The 20,533-nt window shown below is 66.1% G+C and carries 13 protein-coding genes and 4 pseudogenes; 11 read left to right on the top strand and 6 right to left on the bottom strand.

Features of this window, described 5'->3' with window-relative positions:
• Window positions 1–124 precede the first annotated feature (124 nt).
• Together ACO2RJ_RS19470 and ACO2RJ_RS19465 are read left to right on the top strand one after the other, a co-directional pair.
• Window positions 125–271: pseudogene (locus tag ACO2RJ_RS19470) on the top strand (IS110 family transposase); the annotation flags it as partial.
• Between the two features lie 925 nt (window positions 272–1,196).
• Window positions 1,197–1,502, top strand: a complete 306-nt coding sequence (locus ACO2RJ_RS19465; RefSeq protein WP_423269824.1) for a hypothetical protein — start codon at window positions 1,197–1,199, stop codon at window positions 1,500–1,502.
• Window positions 1,503–1,546: 44 nt separating this feature from the next.
• Here the strand turns inward: ACO2RJ_RS19465 and ACO2RJ_RS19460 are convergent, their stop codons facing one another.
• Both ACO2RJ_RS19460 and ACO2RJ_RS19455 read right to left on the bottom strand, forming a co-directional pair.
• The gene (locus ACO2RJ_RS19460; protein WP_423269823.1) at window positions 1,547–2,485 is read right to left on the bottom strand and encodes a DUF2493 domain-containing protein; all 939 of its coding nucleotides are present in this window, start codon (window positions 2,483–2,485) and stop codon (window positions 1,547–1,549) included.
• A gap of 325 nt (window positions 2,486–2,810) precedes the next feature.
• Window positions 2,811–3,659 (bottom strand): annotated as a pseudogene (locus tag ACO2RJ_RS19455) (DUF7146 domain-containing protein); the annotation flags it as partial.
• Window positions 3,660–3,794: 135 nt separating this feature from the next.
• On the opposite strand from ACO2RJ_RS19455, the gene ACO2RJ_RS19450 reads away from it, so the two are divergent.
• The 4 genes from ACO2RJ_RS19450 to ACO2RJ_RS19435 are packed head-to-tail and all read left to right on the top strand — an operon-like array spanning window position 3,795 to window position 8,069.
• Window positions 3,795–4,832, top strand: a complete 1,038-nt coding sequence (locus ACO2RJ_RS19450; protein ID WP_423269822.1) for a DUF7146 domain-containing protein — start codon at window positions 3,795–3,797, stop codon at window positions 4,830–4,832.
• A 54-nt stretch (window positions 4,833–4,886) separates the two neighbouring features.
• Complete coding sequence (locus tag ACO2RJ_RS19445; RefSeq protein ID WP_423269821.1) at window positions 4,887–6,134, top strand: tyrosine-type recombinase/integrase; 1,248 nt, start codon at window positions 4,887–4,889, stop codon at window positions 6,132–6,134.
• Window positions 6,131–7,081: a tyrosine-type recombinase/integrase gene (locus tag ACO2RJ_RS19440; RefSeq protein WP_423269820.1), complete on the top strand. Its 951-nt coding sequence runs from the start codon at window positions 6,131–6,133 to the stop codon at window positions 7,079–7,081. Before ACO2RJ_RS19445 ends, ACO2RJ_RS19440 begins: the two co-directional genes overlap by 4 nt.
• Window positions 7,074–8,069, top strand: coding sequence for a tyrosine-type recombinase/integrase (locus ACO2RJ_RS19435; protein ID WP_423269819.1), 996 nt, complete (start codon window positions 7,074–7,076; stop codon window positions 8,067–8,069). Before ACO2RJ_RS19440 ends, ACO2RJ_RS19435 begins: the two co-directional genes overlap by 8 nt.
• Before the next feature lie 24 nt (window positions 8,070–8,093).
• On the opposite strand, the gene ACO2RJ_RS19430 is transcribed toward ACO2RJ_RS19435, so the two are convergent.
• The 4 genes and pseudogenes from ACO2RJ_RS19430 to ACO2RJ_RS19415 form a co-directional block, all read right to left on the bottom strand.
• Complete coding sequence (locus ACO2RJ_RS19430) at window positions 8,094–9,137, bottom strand: DUF7146 domain-containing protein (RefSeq protein WP_423269818.1); 1,044 nt, start codon at window positions 9,135–9,137, stop codon at window positions 8,094–8,096.
• Window positions 9,138–9,244: 107 nt separating this feature from the next.
• Window positions 9,245–9,439: pseudogene (locus ACO2RJ_RS19425) on the bottom strand (DNA primase); the annotation flags it as partial.
• A 73-nt stretch (window positions 9,440–9,512) separates the two neighbouring features.
• Window positions 9,513–11,617 (bottom strand): annotated as a pseudogene (locus ACO2RJ_RS19420) (ParB N-terminal domain-containing protein).
• A gap of 137 nt (window positions 11,618–11,754) precedes the next feature.
• On the bottom strand, window positions 11,755–12,951 hold the full coding sequence (locus ACO2RJ_RS19415; protein WP_423269817.1) for a DUF932 domain-containing protein: 1,197 nt from the start codon (window positions 12,949–12,951) through the stop codon (window positions 11,755–11,757).
• Window positions 12,952–13,224: 273 nt separating this feature from the next.
• On the opposite strand from ACO2RJ_RS19415, the gene ACO2RJ_RS19410 reads away from it, so the two are divergent.
• The 5 genes from ACO2RJ_RS19410 (at window position 13,225) to mobF (ending at window position 20,529) form a co-directional block, all read left to right on the top strand.
• Window positions 13,225–14,409, top strand: coding sequence for a hypothetical protein (locus ACO2RJ_RS19410; protein ID WP_423269816.1), 1,185 nt, complete (start codon window positions 13,225–13,227; stop codon window positions 14,407–14,409).
• Window positions 14,410–14,534: 125 nt separating this feature from the next.
• On the top strand, window positions 14,535–15,392 hold the full coding sequence (locus tag ACO2RJ_RS19405) for a hypothetical protein (protein WP_423269815.1): 858 nt from the start codon (window positions 14,535–14,537) through the stop codon (window positions 15,390–15,392).
• A 1-nt stretch (window position 15,393) separates the two neighbouring features.
• Window positions 15,394–16,014 carry a hypothetical protein gene (locus tag ACO2RJ_RS19400; RefSeq protein WP_423269814.1) on the top strand — a complete coding sequence of 207 codons (621 nt, stop codon included), beginning with the start codon at window positions 15,394–15,396 and terminating at the stop codon, window positions 16,012–16,014.
• Window positions 16,011–17,831 carry a type IV secretion system DNA-binding domain-containing protein gene (locus ACO2RJ_RS19395; RefSeq protein WP_423269813.1) on the top strand — a complete coding sequence of 607 codons (1,821 nt, stop codon included), beginning with the start codon at window positions 16,011–16,013 and terminating at the stop codon, window positions 17,829–17,831. Before ACO2RJ_RS19400 ends, ACO2RJ_RS19395 begins: the two co-directional genes overlap by 4 nt.
• Before the next feature lie 67 nt (window positions 17,832–17,898).
• Window positions 17,899–20,529: a MobF family relaxase gene (gene mobF, locus ACO2RJ_RS19390; protein WP_423269812.1), complete on the top strand. Its 2,631-nt coding sequence runs from the start codon at window positions 17,899–17,901 to the stop codon at window positions 20,527–20,529.
• Window positions 20,530–20,533: the final 4 nt, after the last annotated feature.

Genomic DNA, 20,533 nt, shown 5'->3' with positions numbered 1-20,533 from the left:
CAACGCAAAGAGGCTTCACTCGGCGCTCGGCTACCTCAGCCCGCGTCAGTTCGAGGATCACCACGCCCGGCAGACAGTCCAAACCGAAGCATGATCGCTGTCCGGCTCAAGGGGCCCACTCCAGCTGAAGAACATGCTCACGCGGCGCCCCTTCAAGGTCGTGGCGGTGGCGCTTGCCAATAAGATTGCCCGGATGATCTGGGCATTGCTAACCAGAGGTGGAATCTACCGAGATCCAACAGGAATTGAGGCAGGACCTGTCGCCGCATAAGCGCAGGACCGCCGAGACGAGCTGCCCGGCGATCCCCGGCAGGTAAGGTGCACAACAGACGATGAACCACGGGACGAAATCCCGAAACAGGACAGGCCGAAACCCGTGACGCGCACAAAGCGCGCCCCCTTGATCCAGCCACCTGCTTCGCGGACTTCATCGAGGCCAGCGGTCATGACCGCACCAGTAGGCCGGACATATGACCGCACCGTCCTCATGTGGTGAAATCGACTGAAAATGCATCCTTGCACCGCGGGCCGTTCCACATATCACGGGTTGATCGTGGAAGGTCGCGACCTGGACCAAGGATCAGCGTCTTTTTGGAGAGGGGCTGTTCTCGCCTTGCCTGAAGCCGCCGCTGCGAGGTCGAGAACCCGTGGTCGGAACACGCGCGAGCCGCTTCGCCTCTTTCCGGCTGACATAGACGACCTCCAGCGCCCACGGACGACCGCGCGGGCTCCCCCCGACCGAAAACCAGAACGACGAGCGGTCAGGGGGCTTTTGGGAACGAGCGTCTCTGAAGATCCGCCGCCAGCGGAACAGCGTTGATATCTGGGGTCTCAACGTGCTGCAGACACCAATACAAAGGCGTCCCGTTTGGGTGGCGCGACTCAAGGACCCATCTATTCAAGAGTAAATTGAATGGATTATAAGTCTAACCGAAAATATAATGGCTACACCTCTTCCAAAGACGATTTGGAGCGTGTTTACTCCTAATCTCAACAAATATCATTAACGATATTATCTACTAATATCCGGACTTATAATCCATTCTCAATGAAAATACAGATTAAAATAGAAAAATAGTATACTTCAAGGCCAATTTTAGATTGCGAATCGAGATTTATGATGAGATTTATGTTTCGACAGGCATCGACCAATCGGTGTCTGAAGCCGTACTGGCGTTTGGAGTTTAGCCAAGATGATGAAGATTCTCGACGGGAAGCGGTACAACACCGAGACGGCAGAAAAACTCTGCGATCTGCCCTGCAACGTCTACTCGGACGATTTCGGCTGGCACAAAACGGCGCTCTACGTCACGACGAGCGGCGCCTTCTTCCTCGCGGGCGAAGGAAACGCCTCTTCGATGTGGGGACAGTCGGCGCCGGGCGGCGGCAGCATTCCGGGTGAAGGTATCCGGCCGATCGAGCGTGACGAGGCGCGCAAGCATCTCGAGGACGCCGGGGAGGACTACGAGATCGAACGGTTGTTCGAGGTGACCGACGCCTGAAAAGGCGGCTTCAACATAGGACGCTTGATAAAAAAAGGCGGCGCTCATGCGTCGCCTTTTTTGCGGAAGTCGAACAGCGGGATGCCGAGCTTGCGCGCCTTGTCGGCGAGGTTGTCGTTGATGCCGTTGCCGGGAAAGACGATGACGCCGATCGGCAGCACTTCGAGCATGGCGTCGTTGCGCTTGAACGGCGCCGCCTTGGCGTGTTTGGTCCAGTCGGGCTTGAAGGCGATTTGGGCGACCTTGCGCGCATCGGCCCAGCAGGCAGCCATGCGCTCGGCGCCCTTTGGCGATCCGCCATGCAGCAGCACCATGTCGGCATGCTTGGCCCAGACCCGGTCGAGCGCTTCCCAGATCCGGACGTGATCGTTGATGTCGGCGCCGCCGGTGAAGGCGATCTTCGGACCCTTCGGCAGCAGCACCTCGGTTTCCGCGCGGCGCTTGGCCGCGAGGAACTCCCGGCTGTCGATCACGGCGGAGGTAAGCGTCTTGTGGTTGACCATCGAGCCCGATCGCGGTCGCCAGTGCTGGCCCAGATGACGCTCGTAGTGGTCGGCGGCCTGGTCGCGCATGAGCTCGAACGCGTCGCGGCGTTCAAGCAGCGTCTGTCCTTCGGCGGTCAGGCGTTCCAGTTCGACCGACTTCACCTCTGACCCGTCCTGTTCGCGCTGGCCGCGGCGCTGTCCGTGCTCGTTGCTTTCGAGCTCGCGCTCGATCCGGGCGGCGGCGCGGTGGAAGAGGTTGACGGTCGACCACAGCAGGTCGTCGAGATCGGGCTCGAGGCGTGTGTCCTGCAGGGTGACGATAAGGGCGTCGAATATGTCGGCGACGGCGCCGGCCACGCGGTCGCCATCGGGCAGCGGCCTCGGGTCGGGTTCGTCCTGGAACGGGCGGTAGCCATGAAGCTGGAGTTCGTCGAGGACATGGGCGGTCGGGGATGCGGTGTGGTGGTGTTCGAAGCCGTCGTCGTGCCGGTCTTCCATGGGATGCTCTCATCGTCGGGTTCGACCGCGACCCTCGCGGCCTTCATGGCGACGAAGCCGTCGGGCGGGCCGGACCTGCACCCGCAAGGGCCGCAGCGGAGCGGAGGATGGCGACGGCCGGTTGTTTTGCTTCGCGCTGCAAAGGCGGCAAGACGGGACGTCTCGCCGCCGGCGGAAAACAGCCGGGCGCAGCCATTGCCGGGCCGGCACGTTTGACGGCCGATCGCCCTCTCGAAGGCCTGAGGTCGCGGTCCTCGCCGACATGCCGGGAGCATCCGGACCGGAGCGCGACGATGGCGCCGCCACGCCCCTCGTCCCTCCCGGCCTATGCCGACGACGCCATGAACCGGGCGACGTCCTCCGGGGCGAGCTGGACCCGGATCGCCGCCGCCAGCGCGTCCGTCCCGAGCGCCTGAAGATCGTCGTTGAAGTCCCCCAGCTCCGGCGACAGCACAATGGCCTCGATTCCGACCGCCTGCGCCCGAGAGACCAGTGTCTCGCATGCCGCGTCACCAGCCGGATCGTCATCACGGGCGATGTAAAGCCGGCGGAGGTTTGGCCCGAACCGGATGGCGGAGAGGTGGGCGGCTGAGAGCGCCGCCGCCATCGGTAGGGTAGGCAGCACGACACGCAGCGACAGCATCGTTTCAACGCCTTCGCCCGCCGCCATCACGTCGTGCGCGTCGCCGAACCGGACAGCGTTGCCGATCAGGTCGCCTATCGCCCGCCTCGGGGTGTCGACCGGCGCCTTGCCGCATCCGTCCCCAGCGAGCCAGGTGCGGTGCGCTCCGGTAATTCCGCCATCGAGGTCGGTGACGGCCGCGATCATCGCCGGACGGACTTCTGTCGGGCTGTTTTGGTCTGGGCGATAGTAACAGCGGGGATGAAATCGGAGCGCTGCGGAGCCTTGCAAGGCCGTAAGCCCGCGTCCACGCAGATAAGTCTCTGCGAGCGTTCCCCGGATCGACTGCGACATCGCGAATAGCCGCCGCGCGGCTTCGCTCGAGTTGGACGGTGCCGGCGTCCGACGCGGTTTCTGCAACGGTGCCGGCTCCCTATGCGGCAGTCGGAGAAAGCGACGCGCTTCATCCACAACGTCATGGAAGTCGGCGAATCCGCAAGCTCGCCGGATCACGTCGAGCAGGTCGCCATGCTCGCCGGTCGCGGCGTCGGTCTTATGTGCAGTTGAACATAAGACTGATTATGTTGCACCGAGGATTATGTTGCGGCCCTGCGGCGGGCGGCTGTTTTGCAGGGGATCGTCGGCTTCTCCGCAACATAACCTCCGCCCATTCGGGAGGGTCGCGTGATGCCCCGCGACGCTTCCGAGCTGGCGCGGCGCCTCGCGCGCGATGCCGAGGCGGTCTGCCGCCATTATCTGTCGAAGGGTCGACGCCAGGGCCGCTATTGGACGGTGGGCGACGTGCGCAACACGCCCGGGCGGTCGATGTTCGTGCGGCTGAGCGGGCCGGACTCCGGTCCAGGCGCTGCGGGGCGCTGGACCGATGCCGCCTCGGCCGAGCACGGCGACCTGCTCGACGTCATCCGCGAGAGTTGCGGGCTCGGCGAGTTCCGCGAGGTGGCCGAGGAGGCGCGGCGCTTCCTCGCGCTGCCCCGCGCCGAACCGACCGCCGCGCCGAGACCGCCCGTGCCGCAAGGGTCGCCCGAAGCAGCGCGCAGGCTCTGGGCGATCTCGAAGCCGATCGTCGGCACCTTGGCCGAGACATATCTGCGCAGTCGCGGCATCACGAATCTGAGCGGCTGTGAGGCTCTTCGCTTCCACCCGCGCTGCTGGTATCGCGGCGACGATGACGACCCTTGCGATCAGGCTCGGGATGCGTGGCCCGCGCTGATCGCAGCGGTCACGGCGCTCGATGGCACGATCACCGGTGCGCACCGTACCTGGCTCGATCCGGCGTCGGCCTGCAAAGCGCCGGTCTCGACGCCCCGCCGCGCTATGGGCCTTCTGCTCGGCCACGCCGTCCGGTTCGGCCGTCCGGTCGACGTCATGATCGCTGGAGAAGGTATCGAAACGATCCTCTCGCTTCGGCAGGTCATGCCCTCGATGCCGATTGCGGCCGCGCTCTCGGCCAATCACCTCGCCGCGCTCGAACTGCCCATCGGATTACAACGGCTCTATCTGGCGCGAGACGACGATCCCGCAGGGTGCCGCGCGGTCGAGACCCTGGCGGACCGCGCGCGTGCCGCCGGCGTCGAGACGCTGACGCTCGCGCCCGCGCTGGACGACTTCAACGACGACCTTCGCCGGCTTGGCGCCAGGATGCTTCGGAGCGAGCTGTGCGCTCAACTTGCGCCGGACGATCGGCCTCGCGTTGGATCAATATAGCTTCCGCCGACTCACTTGGTCGGGAAGCTCGAGCCTCCAACAACGGAGGCCAACATGTTCAACGACATCTTCTTCCCTCATACCGCCGAGAGGTATCGTGCGGCGCCGCTCGTAGAGCAGCGAGAACGATACCTCGTTCATCTTAAGGCGACCGGCGCGAGACGAACGACCTTGCGCAAGTGCGCCAACGATCAGCTGAGCTTGGTCCGCCTGCTGGGCCTCAAGGAGAGCGACCGGGTGAGCCGGTCGCAGGTCGAGGCTGCTGCGGCGGCGTGGTCGCGTCCGAGCGGACGCCGGTGCGATCGAGCTGCATTGCCCAAGACGCGCGACCGCTTCGTCAGCCACGGTGTTCGATGGCTCGCCTTCCTGGGCTGGCTCGACGAGCGCGATGACGGCCGCCACCCGCGTGACGCCGAGGTCCAGGTCTTCGCACGATGGCTGCGCGAGGAGCGAGGACTCTCCGATGCGACCGTGCAAAGCTATTGCAAGGCGGCCGACCACTTCTTCGGCCAGCTGGCCGCCAAGGGCGTGCAGTTGAGCGCCGTAGGCATGACCGACATCGACGATGCCGTCGCGGCGGAACACACGCGAGGCGCCTGGGGTCGCCGGACGAGACACGATTATGCGCAGCGGCTGAGGCGGTTCTTTGTGTTCGCCGAGATGCGTGGCTGGTGCCGGGCGGGTCTCGCCGCGGGCATCGCGGCGCCGCGCTTCATGGCTGACGAGACCGTGCCGAAAGGGCTGAGGCGCGAGGACGTCGTGCGCCTGCTGGCCTCGGTTGAAGGCAACCGCCCGGTCGACAAGCGCGACCGGGCGATCCTGATGCTGTTCATCGGGTACGGGCTCCGGACCGGAGAGGTCGGCGGCCTGCGGCTGGACGATCTGGACTGGGAGAACGCCATGCTTCGGGTCCGCTGCCCGAAACCGGGCCGGACCCATCTGTGGCCGCTGTCGCAGGGCGTCGGCCACGCCATCCTGCGATACATCAGGGAGGCGCGGCCGTCCGGCTTCGGGCGCAGCCTCTTCTTCACGACGCATGCGCCAATCCGGCCGCTCGACCGAAAAGCCCTGGGCAAGATGGTCCGCGATCGGCTGGCCGGCATCGGCGTCGTCACTGGCCGACGCGGCGCCCACGCGCTGCGGCATGCCGCGGCCCAGCACCTCCTGGATCGGGGCACGCCGATGAAGGTGATCGGCGACTTCCTCGGCCACCGCGACCCGTCGTCCACCACGATCTACGCCAGGGTCGACCTCGCCGCGCTCCGCGAGGTGGCCGCTCTCGACCTGGAGGGCTTGGCATGATCCTGCGCGAGGCAATCGAACGCTATGTTCTCTGGCGCCAAGCTCACGGCGCGAAGTTCACGACCGGGGCGAGCCTGCTGTCCGGCTTCCTTGACCATGCCGATGGCGACGCCTCCTGCGACGCGGTGACCATGGCGCAGATCCTGGCCTACCTGGCGGCCGATGGCCGGCCGACACGTCACCGCGAGAACAGGTACTATGCGCTCGCCGGCTTCTGGCGTCACGCGATCAGTCGCGGCCACGCGGTCCGATCGCCGATGCCGGACGACGCGCCGAGATCGCCCCTTCGTGCGCCGCCGTACATCTACTCGCGCGATGAGCTCAAGCGGCTCTTCGATCCCGCGACCGTGGAGGCAAGCCGGCGCGGCGCGGTCCAACTGGATGCGGCGACGTTCCGCACCCTGCTCATCCTCTTGTACGGGGCGGGGTTGCGCTTCGGGGAGGCGACCCGCCTCACCCTGACCGACGTCGATCTGGCGAACGCCGTCCTGACCATCCGGGCCACGAAGTTCTACAAGAGCCGGCTGGTCCCGATCAGCCCCCAGCTTGCCGCAGTGCTCGAGGGCCACGCGTCCCGGCGCCGACGAGCCGGACTCGTGGACAGCTCGAACGCATTGCTGCTGGCGAACCGGGACGGGACAAGGCTCGCCAGCAGCACAGTGCAGGCCGCGTTCGATGCGCTGCGGCGCCTCGCCGGGATCGGTCGCGCAGCAGGCGGCCGGACGATCCCGCGCATACACGATCTTCGGCACAGCTTCGCGGTCCATCGGCTGACGAGCTGGTATCGGCAGGGCGCCGATGTGCAACGGCTGCTGCCGGTGCTCTCCACCTATCTCGGTCATGCCGATCTGGAGGGCACGAAGGTCTACCTGTCGATGACGCCGGAGCTGCTGGAGCAGGCGTCGCTGCGGTTCGCCGGCTATGCGCTGGGAGGTCAGCATGCCTGACCTCGCAGCCCTCGGCCCCTGGCTCCGCCGGTTCCTCACCGAGCACATCGTCACCGAACGCAATCTCGCCAGGAACACCCGCACGAGCTACCGCGACACCTTCAGCCTGTTGCTACCCTTCGTCAGCCGGAAGCTGCGCAAGCCCGTGGACCGGCTGGCCGTCTCGGACCTCTCGTCCGCCTACGTGCTGCAGTTCCTCGCCCACCTCGAGACCGATCGAGGTTGCTCCGCTCGGACCCGCAATCAACGGCTGGCCGCGATCCGGGCGTTCGCGCGGTTCGTCGGCAGCCGGGATCCGGCCCATGTCGAATGGTGTGGTCACATCCGGGCCATTGCGTCGAAAAGGTCCATGCCGCTGCCGGTCGGATGGCTGACCCGGGCGGAGATGGAAGCGATGTTAGCTGTGCCCGACCGCAGGACCCGGCGCGGCCGGAGCGAGTATGCGCTTCTGCTCTTCCTCTACAACACAGGCGCGAGGGTCTCCGAAGCCGCCGCGCTGAGGGTGCGCGACTTGCAGATCAGGTCGCGGAACGGCAGGCACGATCTCGCCACCTTGCACGGCAAGGGCGGCAGGACGCGCCAGTGCCCGTTGTGGCCAGAAACCGAGCGCGTTCTGGTGGACGAGATCACGGGTCGCGCGGGCGAAGACGCCGTGTTCGTCAGCCGGCTCGGTACGCCGTTCACCCGCTTCGGGGTCTACCGCCTTATCGAGCGTTGCGCGGCCGAGGTTCCCGAACTGGCTGGTCGAACGATAACGCCGCACGTGATCCGGCACACGACGGCGTGCCACCTCGTTCTCGCCGGCGTCGACATCAACACCATCCGCGCCTGGCTCGGACACGTCTCGATCGGCACGACCAACATCTATGCCGAGATCGACCTCACCTTAAAGGCCAACGCCGTCGCGCTTTGCGAGGTGGGGCAGCCACGGCCTGCTCGGTCATGGAAGGAGGACAAGGATCTCATGGCCTTCCTGCGAGCCTTGTGAGGCGGGACGGGGTGTCAGTCTCCATCACCCCGTCCGGACCATTCTCCGACGCATGAAGCGATCCGCGTCCTCCGGGGCGAGCTGGATGCGCAGCGCTGCGCGAACGGCGCCGAGGCCGAACGCTTGCAGATCCTCGTTATGGTCTTCGAGTTGGGGAGAGAAGACCAGCGCCTCGACGCCGGCGGCTTGAGCTCGTTCGGCGAGTGTCGCCACCGCCGCATCCCCCGCAGCGTCGGCATCGCGGGCGATATAGAGGCGACGGAGCGCCGGCGGGAACTGGAGAGCGGCGAGATGGCTGGCCGACAGCGCAGCCGCCATCGGCATGGCTGGCAGCGCGTATCGAAGCGACAGCACCGTCTCGATGCCTTCGCCGGCGGCGATAACATCGTCGGCCACGCCGAACCGGACGGCATGACCGAGAAGATCGCCCATGGCTCGCCGTGGCGTGTCGATCGGCGCCTTACCCAAGCCGTCCGGGGCAAGCCAGGTGCGATGCACACCCGTGATGGCGCCGTTCACATCGGTGACGGCGGCGATCATCGCCGGCCAGGTCTCGGTCGGCGCATGCTCGTCCGGGCGGTAGTAGCATCGTGGATGAAACCGCAATGCGCCCCCATGATGGGTGGTCGTGATGCCGCGACTGCGCAGATATGTCTCGGCCAAGGTGCCGACGATCGGCTTCGAGATCGCCCAGAGCCTGCGCGCTGCTTCGGGCGACCCTTGCGGCACGGGCGGTCTCGGCGCGGCGGTCGGTTCGGCGCGGGGCAGCGCGAGGAAGCGCCGCGCCTCCTCGGCCACCTCGCGGAACTCGCCGAGCCCGCAACTCTCGCGGATGACGTCGAGCAGGTCGCCGTGCTCGGCCGAGGCGGCATCGGTCCAGCGCCCCGCAGCGCCTGGACCGGAGTCCGGCCCGCTCAGCCGCACGAACATCGACCGCCCGGGCGTGTTGCGCACGTCGCCCACCGTCCAATAGCGGCCCTGGCGTCGACCCTTCGACAGATAATGGCGGCAGACCGCCTCGGCATCGCGCGCGAGGCGCCGCGCCAGCTCGGAAGCGTCGCGGGGCATCACGCGACCCTCCCGAATGGGCGGAGGTTATGTTGCGGAGAAGCCGACGATCCCCTGCAAAACAGCCGCCCGCCGCAGGGCCGCAACATAATCCTCGGTGCAACATAATCGGTCCATCTGCCGGCGGCGCTTTTGCCGCATTCTGCTCCGTGCAGTCGGACGAACAGGCTGCGCCCGGGCGTGTTCGCGACATCGCCGACGAGCCAGTACTGCCCTTCTTGGCGTCCGTTCGAAAGATAATGTCGGCACACCGCCTCAGCCTGCTCGGCGAGACGACGCGCCAGATCGGCGGCGATGCTCATGATGTTTCTCTCCAAACGAAAAGGGCCTGCCGTCGCCGGCAGGCCCTCGAAAAGCGCGCTCTCTCGGCTGCGGCTATTCGGCCGCGACCGCTTCGGGCACGAACGCCAACGGTTCGTCGTCCTGAGCCTGTGCCTTGGGTTCTGTGCCGGCCGGGTCGTCGCCATCCGCGGGCGTCTCGCTGGCCTCATCGGCGACCACGTCCACCCCGCTAACCGGCGCGACCGGCACGGCTCGGCCCGGCGTGCGGAGCGGCTCCGGCAACCATCCAGACCCTGCGAGCAGCTCTTCCGCCTTCACGGCCATCTCCGGCTTCTTGAGATGGTCGATCAGCTGCGCCGCCTGCTCGCCCTTCGCTTCCCGCACAGCGGCGAGGATGCGGGCTTTGGTGACACGGCCAAGGAAGTGCTCGGCTGTCGGCGTCCAGCCCGCCGCCGCCATATTGAGATCGACCGCCGCGGCGAGGCGATCAGCGTGCGCGATCGAACGGGGTTTACGGTTGTAGGCTTCGACCGTCGCGTTGATCGACAACGCAACGCAATGCGCGAACAGCGACTGCCGGCTGTCTCCGTCAAACTCCTGAAGCGCGTCCCAGAGGTGGCCGGACTCCTTCGGCAGAGCCCGCCGCCAGGCGTCGTGCCGGGCGGAGACGGCGCGTGCCGACGCGCTGTCGTTCAGTCCCGGCGCCTGGGCTGTGAAGCTTGCGCTCCTGAGATCGAGCTCCAGGCAGGTGTCGAGGCTATAGGGATAGAACGCCTCCAGAGCGAGACAGTGCAGCGCGGCCAGAAACGCCACGTCGAGGTTCTGGCCAAGCGCGTCGCGCAACGCGAGCGTGCGATGCGCCGTGAGCTCGGTCATCAGCCGATCGGGGATCGGCTTTACACCTTCATCCTCATCCGGCTCGGCGATCCGATCCGAGGTAAGCCTCTCGGACGGGTCGCCGCTCACCGCCGCCGCGACGGCCGGACCTTCGGGCTCTGCGTCGGCAGGTTCCGGCTAATTGCCCGCTCGTCCTCCGGCCGGACAAACCCGCGCTCGATCCGGACGCGCCCGTCTGGCGCAATGCTCACAAAGACGCCGGCGCGGGCGATATCATCGCTGTCGAAGGCGATCGGCCGGTCTTCCAGTTCGGCGATCGCCGTCTCGATTTCGCCGAGGCGCTGGTCGACCGCGTCAGGCAGTTCGCCAGATTCCGCATGCTCAGCCTCTAGCGCTTCCGCCTCGGCACGCAGCGCCTCCAGCGTCGCAGTCTCGTCGTCGGTGAGCGGCACGAAATCGCCGGACAGGCGGCGCAGACCATAGGCGTGGCCGTAGTGCATGTCGGGCGCGACCTCGACCCATTTCCACCCCTCTCCGCGGACGGCGTCGCCGGCCTGGTCCAGCTTCTCCGCAACCATCCTGTCGACGAGCCCGACATCTTGCAGCCATCCGCCGTCGTCGCCCTGGAACAGATCGCGCAGCACCGTGCCGCCGGCCTCCACATAGGCGTAGAGCCCGACCCACAGCGCCCGCTTGTCGGACGCGCGAACCGCACCTTGCGTCAGCAGCCGCCGGATCGCGTAAGGCTGCTTGTCGTGGGTTTGTCGGACCAGATCGAACACCTGCTCCTGCCGCTCGTGATCGCCAGAGACTGCGAACGCCATGAGCTGGTCGAGCGTCATGCCGTCCTCGGCGTATACGTCGAGCAGTTTGGGGCTGACGGACGCCAGCCGCAGCCGCTGCTTCACCACCGCGACGGCGACGAAGAAGGCGGCCGCGATCTCCTCCTCGGACTTGCCCTTCTCGCGCATCGCGAGGAACGCGCGGAACTGATCCAGTGGATGGAGCGGCGCCCGTTGAACGTTCTCGGCCAACGAATCTTCCTCTGCGAGGCCTTCAGTGCGGACGACACAGGGGACAAGCGCGGTCTTCGCCAGACGCTTCTGCTTCACCAGCAGCTCGAGCGCGCGGTACCGCCGCCCGCCCGCCGGGATCTCGTACATGCCGGTCTCGGCGCCGTCGGCGTCGACGACGGGCCGGACGACGATGCTTTGCAGCAGCGTGCGCCGGGCGATGTCTTCGGCAAGCTCTTCGAGCGAAACGCCGGCCTTGATCCGCCGGACGTTGCTCTGCGAGAGCACGAGCTTGTTGAAGGGGATGTCGCGTGAGGCGCTGAGTGTGATCTTCTGCACGGTGGCCATGCCGGTTCTCCGCGACGGGCGGGCCAAGAGCCTCTCTCTCGACCTCAAATCCGTCACGAACCTGCGGCCCCCCTCTTACTCGAAGAGGCGGACCGCAAACCCGAAACCACAGGATCAGGACAGCGCCACGACGCCTATCAGGCGGCGCGATCCAATAACTTCTTCGCCCTCGCCTCCAGATCGAGCCGTGCGTCCTGATGCGGCTTGTCGCGCGCCACCGCCGTGATGCCCTGCACGAAGTCGAACACGCTAGTTGGCGGATGCCCTTCCTCCGCGAGCACCGTCTCGATGATCTTCGCGGTCTCCGCCTTGCCGAACCCGCGCTTGCGCAGGAAGTCCGATCGGTCCTCGTCGGTCTGGGCGACGATGCGTTCGCGCGCCGCTCGCACGCCCTCGACGAACGGGCGTGGCGAGGAGTTGGCGAAACGAGTCAACGCCGGCGCCGCCTCATGGGCGAAGCGTGAGGCGGCGTACTTCGAGTGCCGGATCGTGATCTCTTCGAAATCCTCGGCGCCCCAGAGATTCCGGTTCTGGCAAACGGCGCGGAGATAGAAGCTTGCCATGCCGAGCGTCTTGGCGCCGACCTCGGAGTTCCAACAGTAGAAGCCCCGAAAATAGAGGTCGGGAGAGCCGTTCGGCAGCCGACCCGCCTCGATCGGGTTGAGGTCGTCGACGAGAAACAGGAACACGTCGCGATCGGAGGCGTAGAGCGTGGTGGTGTCGCGGGTGACGTCGACGCGTGGATTGTAGACGCCGGTCGACCAGTCGAGCACGCCCGGCACCTTCCAGCGCGTGTCGCCCGTGCCGTTACCAGCGATCCGCTGCACGGCTGACACCAGCTCATGATCGTAGATGCGGCCGTAGTCGGGGCCGGTGACAGCGCGGAGATCAACCCGACCATCGTCGGTCTCGAGCGTCTTGATCTGCTCGGCACGATGCGAGGTCAGGCCGTATTGCAGGTTGATCCCGGCGAGTGTCGCGGGAAGCTGGCGCAGATAGGCTGACGGCGCCCCGACCAGGCTCGCAAGCTGGCCGAAGCTCCAATGCGTCGGCGTAATGGGCTGGCCTAAGCCCGGCAGCACGAGAGACAGGCGCTCTGCGTCGTCTCGGCTCGCCTCCACGCGCATCGCCGCGCTCTCGACCGTGCGCGTCCGGCTCCGCTCTGCCCGACCCTTTACCGATGCGAACAGCTTGGTCAGCGACAGAAACCGCTGATCGTCTGGCCGCAAGAACCATTCCGAGGAGACGCGGCCGATCCGCTGGCCGCGCGACACATCCACTTTGTAGCCGCCGCTCGGGTCGCGCCGGGCGTCGAGAACATCCACATTCGTCATCGGGATCACTCCGCGACGGGCCGGCCGGGAGCCTCTCTCTCGAGCCCAAATCCGTCACGGCGACAGCCGCCGAACTTTTCCTCTTAGCCGCACGGCGTCGCAGGAAACGCGGTCCCTCGTTCTCGCTAGTGATGGCCAAAAACCGAACGACGTCCAAAAACACTCGGCAAGCGTTGTTTTTCCGCGGAAAATCTTCATTCCCGAAAAACTTGTCACCGATTCGAGCACGCTTGCGGGAGCGCGATCAGGCGCACTTTAAACGAGGGACTGACGATGAACCCTTTCAATCAGGACGCTGAGCCTAGCCTCCCGGCGGATTTCGATCACGTCGCGGAAGCCGCCTATTGCAAGGAGGCCATTGAGACAATCGTCAACGATACGCCGAACCCGGGATTGTTTCTCGTGAACCGCGCCCGTCACCCCGAAGCACGCATCGCCATTCCCAAGGAGATGTTGGCGCACCATGCGGCAAATTTCACGGGAGAGCCCTGCACGCTTGTGACCACCCTCCGGGCGCTCGACGACAATAGGATTGTGCTGGGCCCGCGTCATCGCGCCAACTTCAAGGCCGGCGCCGCGGTGCTGTTTGCCGCTAGCGATCTCGAGCTCCTAGCGCCGCGTGTTCACGGAGGACAGGAGGTCGGTCCGTTGAAAGAGCAGGCGCGTGACGGCCTGAGTGTCGTGGTCGTGCTGGCGACAGAGACCGTCCGCGCTTTGCTTGAGGCGCGGGATCATAAGAACTTCACGAAGCCGAGCGGACGTTACGAGGCTCGGCAACTGCTTCCTCAACTCGAGCTCTCATTGGCCAATCTTTTTGACGAAGGCCAGAAGCTGCTCTCGGCCTGGTACTCGGGCCGCAATCCACGTGAAGTTATGACGGAGGCCTACATTACTGCCTTAGCCTTCGCGCGCGAAAGATTGGGCAAGGTCGATCTCGGCGGGCTGATCGACGATCAAGCCCGGGCCGTGGAAGTGGCCGCCGCGGTCTATGCTCGTGTGGAGGACTTCCAGCGTGCGCATCACGGCATGTCCGACGAAAACCGGCACGGCCGCGCTATGACGACCTTTCAGCAGCAGGAGCTCGCTAACGCGCGTCAGGAGTACCTACCCCTTGATGACCTGATGAAGGCGGCGATTGCGATGAATTTCAACCCGTCCCAAGTTTTTCTGAACTTCGCGGCCTACCAGACCGAGTTCGATGTCGCGGCTTTGCTCGGCAGGCTCGACCGCGGTTTCGAGATCGAACTGGACTTGGCGCATCTGCAGCGGCTGGAGCGCCTGTTCGACGCCGCAGAGCGCTGCGACAGCGATCCGAGCGCGGCAGGCGAAGAAGAGTTGGCCGGCGTCGCTGTCCGCAAAGTCGCGCTGCGTTACGACGATATCGGGGCGTGGCGGAAACGCTTCGTCGACCACCGGGCGATCCAAGACGGCGTGATCCTCGCTCCGAAAGCGGTCTGACAGCCCGATATTCAAGGCGGAATCTTCGTTCCCGAAATTTCCAATCCGCTCTCGTCCTACTCAAAGGGTCCCGCAACTGCGGGGCCCTTTTTTCGCATTGGGCTCCGCCTCAGGACCGATCAGAAATGACCAAGCCCAAATTCCCGGACTCCCCCAGCGCCGCCGCTTCGTCGCCGTCCGCCTCTCCGCCGGTCTCGATCATTGTCGACGGCGACGTCGGCGGCGTCGGCAAATCCACCCTCGCGATAATGATGGCGACCGCCTTCCATCTCGTGGAGCAGCCGCTCGACATCTTCGAGCTCGACGAGCAGGGCAAACTCGGACGCTTCATCGGGAACCACGTCGTCGCCCTGCATGGCGCCAAGATGGAGGCGGACGCGGATGGCGACCGCGACGTCGTGCCGATTTTCCAGCCCCTGCATACGGCACTCGTGGACATGCATCACACGCGGCGCTCCCTCGTGCTCGAGGTCGGCGGCGCGCTCACTAGCGTGTGGAATTCGTTCATCAAGGAGGTCGACCTTGACGAGGATCTGGTCGCTCTCGGCATCCCAATGGCGGTTTTTCTGTTGGCGGTCGCGAGCGAGGAGTCGATCCGCCAGGTGACTGCCCAGGCCGCGACACTGCGCCGGATTCTTCCAAGCGCATCCATCGTGATCGTCATGAACGAGCGCGACGGATCCGTGATGCTCGCGGCTGAGGAGATGCCGGAGCCCCTCCGCGGTCGTTTCCAGAAGGTTCTGAGCCTCTACCCCCACATCATCGTGCCGAGGCTGCCGGTCAAGTCGCGCCGCATCTACGAGCGCTTGGGCCTGTCGCCCATCGAAATTGTCGGCTGGCAGGCCGACCACTACCGCGAGGCCTCCGCGCAGACTGGAAAGTCGCTGCTCGAGGCCAAGCGCTTCGTCAAAGACGTCGGCGCCTGGGCTGAAGCGGTGCGCGTCGGACTCGCGCGCGTGCTCCCGTTTTTGGAGGGACGCTGAGATGAGCAATCGCCTCGAACTTTTCCGCAATGAGGTGGCCGCGGCAGAAGCGGAGGACGCCGCGGCACGCGCCGACCTGCTCTCTGAGCTGAAGGCAATGACGCTCATGCAGTTTACGGATATCCCGCAGGCGACGCTCGAATCGCTGACTCACAATCAGTATGTCGAAGTCTTGCGCAGCCTCGTGTTCAACTTCGAGATGATCGACGACTCGGTTGGCGATCTCGATGTCGAGCTCCGCAAGCCCCGCCGCCTCAGCTGGCTCTGGAGCCTGGCGCCGACGCAGATGCGCGCGGTTCTGAAGGGCGTGGGCCTCGGTCTGCTCGTCGGCTGGTTTATGTTGCTCGCTGGCCTGCAGATCACGTCGTGGGTCGACCCGCAGGCGGCGCCCCCGTCGATCACCGAGTGGCCGCGCTGTCCCCACTTCGACGCAACCGTGGACGCCTGCGTCTATCGAGTTGCCGCGCCGATCTCCTGGGCGGGCGCGGCGACACTTCTCAAGATCACAGAGTGGCGGCTGAGATACGCAAACGGCGATCCGGAAGGGCCGATGATCCCAGTCGGAACCGACATCGCAATCTGGCGGGGCAACGCGCTGCTGCTGTTGGAGACGCGACCATGATCGCGTCACGTCATGAGCGGCGGCAGACGGGAGCGGCGAGCGCGCTCGCCCTCCTCGCCGGCCTAGGCGCCTGCGCGATCTCGCTGGTCGCGGCGCAGGCCATGTCGCCCCTGACGGTCGCGCAAGGCGGCGCGGCCGTGACAGTCACGGCAGGCTGGTTCTTCGACGGCCTCGCCGCCGCCTATCAGGCCGCCGCACGCGGGTATCCCGACGTGGCCGTCCTGAACGCCGCGTTCGGTATGCTCGCGGGTGTCGAAGCCGTGCATACCATGTCGATCAAGTCGGGCCTGGCGTGGAGCGCACGTTTCCACGCCGCCGCCGGCGGTCTCGCGGGCTTCATCGCGTTCATCGCAACTTACATGCTCGCTTTCGACTCGACGCCCGTCATCGACACGCGCGAGCATATCGAAGGCCCGCGCCTTATCCGGATCGCTTCAGGCGTTAAAGCGTTAAAGTCGATGATGAAGGACGAGGCCGGCCCCGCCGGCCTCGGGTTCGACCTCTTGCCTGGCGTCGCGATGACCGCGCTGCGCGAACTGCGCGGCGTTTTGATCCTCGGCGCGACCGGTTCCGGCAAGACCCGAATCCTGCTCTACCTGCTCGACCAAATTCTTGCAGCGACAAGGGCGACGCCGGACAGGCGGATCAGATTGTTGGTCCACGACACGACGGGCGAGATTCTGGAGGGTTTTCCCGTTTCCGATCAGGCCTTTGCGGTCCTGCACGGTCACCGCCCCGGCGGCTGGTGCTGGGCCATGGGCCGCGATGTCCTCAGCATCACCGACGCCGAAGCGACTGCTGACGCCTTCGCGCCCAGCACCGAGGGGATTTGGGGACAGGGCGCATCTACATTGCTCGCCGCAGCCATGGCTAAATGCCAAGCCGATAACGGGAAGGCTTGGGGCGTCCCAGAATTCTACGACACGCTCCTTGAAGACCCGATCGTCCTCAAAGCTGCCTACGAAACAATCTACCCGCCGGCCGCCGCCCTCATCGAGGTCGATCCTGAAAGCGGCGCACTTTCGAAGACGACAGTGAGCTTTTTGCTGACGCTGCGCGCCGCCGTCCTGCGGCACCTTCGTCCCCTTGCGGAACATTGGCGCGACGTTCCAGCAAGCCATCGGTTCTCGATCGTCGAGTGGCTCGACGACAGCAACCGTTGCCAGCCGCGTATTGTCATCCTGCAGCGCTCGGCCAAATACGCCGAACTCTCCGCGGCATGGATCGGAGCGATGGTCGACCTCGCCGCTGCTCACGCCAACGACGAGAGTTTCCCCAATTCTCAGACGCGACGAATCTTTCTGGCGCTGGAGGAGCTTCCGACGCTTGGCAAGCTGCGCAGCCTGCCGGGGCTTCTGGATGTCGCGCGCAACAAGGGGATCGGCGTGATCGCGTCGGTCCAGGAACCCGAGCAGCTGACCATCCATTATGGCGAGCTGCAGGCGAAGTCGCTTATGAAGCGCTTCCGAACCCGCATCGTCTGTCAGCAGACGCTCGACGGCGATACCGAAGAGCTTTCCGCGGACGTAATGGGGACGCGGACCGTTCTCGTCGACCAGGAAACCCGGTCCACGGACGGCGAAGGCGCAAAAACTTCCCGTACCGTCGCGAAGGTCGAGAAGGACGTTCCGGTCGTCAGCGGCCGGCATCTCGCGTACGAGCTCGGCGTCCGCGACGGAAAGGTCCGGGCGATCGTCGCCGGCTTCGAAAATCCGGTCGAGTCAAATTGGCCGATGACCACCTGGCCGAAGCGTCGCGGTCGCGATACGAAACCGCCGGCGCAAAACCCTGAAAATCAGCCGGTTTCGGCCGCCTAATCTTCGTTCCTGAAATCCTGCTCCCCGACCGGTCCTAACAGGGATGCCTCACTTGGAGGCGTCCCGCGTGGTCACCCGACCCAACAAGGTTTTTTCGGCAGCGTATTTTAGCCGCGAGGTAGAGGGCGCGCGGTACTATCTTGCGGCCAAAAATCTCGGCGCGATCTGGCTGAAGGGCGACCATCGTCTCGACGTCGCGGCCGGCGCCGCCGTCGAGGCCAAGGACCTCGAGCGGTTGTTCGAAGCCCGGGACGCCGACGGCTCGAGCCTGCTGCACAATTCCGGCGGTGTCGCGAAACGCGTCGCCGCGCTCGAGCTGTCGGTCGGCGTCTCGAAAAGCGTCTCGGCCGCGTGGGCTCTCGGCGACGAACGCCAGCGCGCCGAGATCGAAACCGCGTTCCACAAATCCCTCGAAGCGGTCGCCGATCATGTCGAGCGCAACACCTTCGCACGCCTCGGGCGCGGCGGCGCGACACTCGTCGCCGTGCGTCCCACGCTCGCGGCGTTTATTCAGGTCGACACCCGCCCGGTTCAACTGCCCGACGGAACCTTTGGCGTCCAGCCGCAGCTCCACGCCCATTTGGTCATCCCGAACTGTGTGACCTGCCCGGACGGCAAGGTCCGCAGCGTCGACGGCGCGCCGATCTATCGCGGCGCCAAGTCCTGGGGCGCCGTCCAGCACGCTGTGTTTGCGGCCGAACTCCAGAAGCTTGGCTACGCGATCGAGGCTGCGGGCGAAAATGGAACGTTCGAGATCGTTCCGCCGGATGCCGAGCGCGAGGCGGATCGCGCCCTGCGGACGGTCTGGAGCCAGCGGCGGGCAGCGATCGTCGCAAAGCTTGGCGAGGCTGGCCTGACTACCGCTGCGGCGCCGGCGCTTGCCGCGAAGGCGGCGGTCGCGACGCGTCGAGGCAAGGTCGCCGAAGCGGCGGACGTGTTTGAGCGCTGGCGGGCGGAGGCTGCGGCGCAGGGCGTCGATGTCCCGAACTACGTGGCGCGCCGCCAGACCAGCGCCGAACTGCGCCTGGATCAGCAGAACGTTCTGATCGCCAAGCGGATGGCGTCGGTTCCGGGACGCCTGACCGATCGCGAGGCCACGTTTTCGCATCACGATTTGGTTCGCGAGGTCGCGTCCGCGCTCGTCGGAACCGGCGCCGGCGCCAATCGCATCGACGCCGAGATCGAGACGCTGGAAGCGTCCGGCGCGATCGTGGCGCTCGGCGAAACAACGCGCGAAAAGATCTTCACCACGCCGCAGATGCAGCGGCTGGAGCGCGAGGCGCTGGCGATCGCTTCGCGGCTGTCGGGCGCGCGCTTCCGCACGGTCGATAAGAACCGTCTCGACGAGCGCTGCCGTGAAGCCGGTCTCTCGGCCGAACAGACCGAGGCCGCCAGGGCGATCACAGCCGGCCGGCGGCTGGCGTTTCTGGAAGGCCGAGCCGGCACCGGCAAGACGACGCTGCTGCGGCCTGTCTGCCAGGCCTTCGCCCCGAACGTCAGGGTGATCGGCGCCGCCACCGCGTGGCGCACGGCAAAACTTCTCACCGACGAGCTCGGGATCGAGGCCAAAGCGATCGACAAGTGGCTCGCCGACGCACGCGCCGGAAAGCGCTTCGTCGACCGCTCCACCGTGCTGCTCGTCGACGAGACCTCCCAGGTCGGCGTCAAGGCGATGCACGCCCTGCTCGCCGAGGTCGAGCGCGGCGGCGGCGCGGTCGTGTTCCTGGGCGACCGCGCTCAGACGCTGCCCGTCCCCGCCGGCTTCGGGCTCGATCTCGTTGCGAGAACGACGTCGTCGGCGCAGGTGACGCAGGTCGTCCGGCAGACCGCACCGCGGCTCCGGGCGCTGGTCGAAGGGCTTGCCCGCGGCGAAGTCCGGCCGGCTCTCGAGACGTTCGCCGCCGCCGGCGCCATTCACGAGACGGCAGGCCATAGGGCTGCGGTCCGTGAAGCCGTCGACCGTTGGATGGGGTCAGAAGGCGCTCCGAGCCCAGGTGACGCTCTACTGATCGCGAGGACCAACGCCGGTCGCCTCGCGCTCGACGCGGAAGTGAGGGGCCGGCTCCGCCAGCTCGAAACGCTCCGGGGGCCGGATGTCGCGATCGACGCAGTCACGGCGTCGGGGAAACCTTACGAGCTGAAACTCGCGGTCGGTGATCGCATCCGTTTCGGCGTGCGCGCCGATATCGGCGACGGCGTCATCAACGGGACGACGGGCGAGGTCTTGACGGTCGCGCCTGCCGGCGACGGGCACGCGGACGTCACCGCGCTCGTCGACGGCAAGGCGGTCGCGTTCTTCACGCGCGAGCTCGCCGACGAAACCGGGAGAGCGCGGCTCGCGACCGACTACGCCACGACCGTGTTCTCGGCGCAGGGCCTCACCTCCGACAAAGCCGTGATCCTGGCGGACGCGGGCTACGACCGTCGCGGCATCTACGTCGCCGTCAGCCGCGCGCGCAAAGCCGTCGAGCTCGTCGTCGACCGCGATCCGCTGACCCTCGCCTGCAGGGCCGAGAGCGGGTTCGAGCTCGCGGCGGCGGATATCGGCGCAGGCGAGAGGTTGGAATATCTTGCGGCCCAACTTTCGCGACGTCACGTAAAGACATCGACCCTCGACCTGCTGCCTCACGACGCCGGGCGCCTCGCTCAGCTCCGCCGCGATCTCGTGCGCGATCGAGGCTCGGCCCATGAACTCTGATCGG

Origin of the sequence: Hansschlegelia sp. KR7-227 (assembly GCF_049446035.1) — a bacterium.
Taxonomy (GTDB): domain Bacteria; phylum Pseudomonadota; class Alphaproteobacteria; order Rhizobiales; family Methylopilaceae; genus Methylopila.
Note: the sequence above shows the minus strand (reverse complement) of the source record. Positions and strands in the feature narration are given on the sequence as shown.